At 61.7% G+C, this 1,326-nt stretch carries 1 protein-coding gene and 1 other annotated feature; the gene reads right to left on the bottom strand.

Annotation, left to right across the window (positions count from 1 at the left end):
- Positions 1-40: 40 nt before the first annotated feature.
- Positions 41-1,275 (bottom strand): IS3 family transposase gene (locus ACQKI2_RS18560; RefSeq protein ID WP_427381118.1). Its coding sequence is split into 2 segments (ribosomal slippage): positions 41-981 and positions 981-1,275, totalling 1,236 coding nucleotides; the frame shifts between segments, so codons are not numbered across the junction.
- Positions 872-988, bottom strand: a sequence feature (AL1L pseudoknot). It overlaps the preceding gene by 117 nt.
- Positions 1,276-1,326: the final 51 nt, after the last annotated feature.

The following is a 1,326-nucleotide window of genomic DNA, read 5'->3' as shown; positions in this document are numbered from 1 at the left end:
GTGAACCGCGCCGATAACCCCGGAGGCTGTTTGGTTGGAGTCATGCAGCGATAGCGTTTTCCTTCAGGGCTGCAAAGTAGTTGGCCTCGGCTTCTGCCGGAGGGATGTTTCCGATCGGCTCGAGCAGGCGGCGGTGATTGAACCAGTCGACCCACTCGAGCGTGGCGTATTCAACCGCGTCCATGGATTTCCAGGGACCTTTCCGCCAGATGACTTCGGCCTTGTAGAGTCCATTGATCGTCTCGGCGAGGGCGTTGTCATAACTATCGCCGACACTACCGACCGAAGGCTCGAGGCCTGCTTCTGCCAGACGCTCCGTATACCGTATGCTGACATACTGGCTGCCACGATCCGAGTGATGAACAAGGCCGCTGCCGATGCCCGGCTGCCGGTCATTCAGGGCCTGCTCAAGAGCATCGAGCACAAAGCTCGCATGCGCTGTCCGGCTGACCCGCCAGCCGACAATGCGGCGGGCGAACACATCGATGACGAAGGCGACGTAGACAAATCCAGCCCAGGTCGAGACGTAGGTGAAGTCGCTGACCCAGAGCCGGTTCGGCGCCGGGGCCTTGAAGTTGCGGTTCACATGGTCGAGCGGGCAAGGCGCCGCCTTATCGCTATAGGTCGTGCGATGCGGCTTGCCGCGGATAATGCCCTGCAGACCCATGGCCTTCATCAGGCGCCTGACGGTGCAACGAGCCACGTCAAAGCCTTCCCGCTTCATCTGGTGCCAGACCTTGTTAGCGCCATAGACGGTGAAGTTCTCGTTGAAGACCCGAAGGATCTCCGGCTTCAGCGTCTCGTCCCGGCGGATGCGCGGCGGCCTGCGGTCGGGGCGCCGCCGCCGTGCATCCGCCTCATGATAGGTCGACGGGGCAATCGGCAATACCCTGCAGATCGGCTCGACCCCATAAACATCGCGATGATCGTCAATGAACGCGATCATGTCTTCGGTCGGCGGTCGAGCTCCGCCTGAGCAAAATACGCGGATGCCTTCCGGAGGATCTCGTTCGCCTGGCGAAGCTCCTTCACTTCGCGCTCAAGCATCTTGATCCGCTCGCGCTCTTCAGTGCTTGGCCCGGACCGCTTGCCGGCGTCCCGCTCGGCCTGCGCGACCCAGCCATGCAGCGTCTGCGGAACGCACCCGATCTTGCCGGCAATCGAGACGATCGCCGCCCACTGCGACGGATACTCCCCGCCGTGTTCCATCACCATCCGAACCGCTCGCTCACGCACCTCTGGCGAGTAATGAGATCTCTGCTTCTTGTCTGTCATAGGGCCACTCTCTCAAAGAAAATGGCCTCCGGCAAACCCGGCGTGGTTCAC

This window comes from Hyphomonas sp. NPDC076881 (assembly GCF_050269995.1).
Classification (GTDB): Bacteria; Pseudomonadota; Alphaproteobacteria; order Caulobacterales; family Hyphomonadaceae; genus Hyphomonas.
This window is presented reverse-complemented; position numbering and strand designations above follow the sequence as displayed.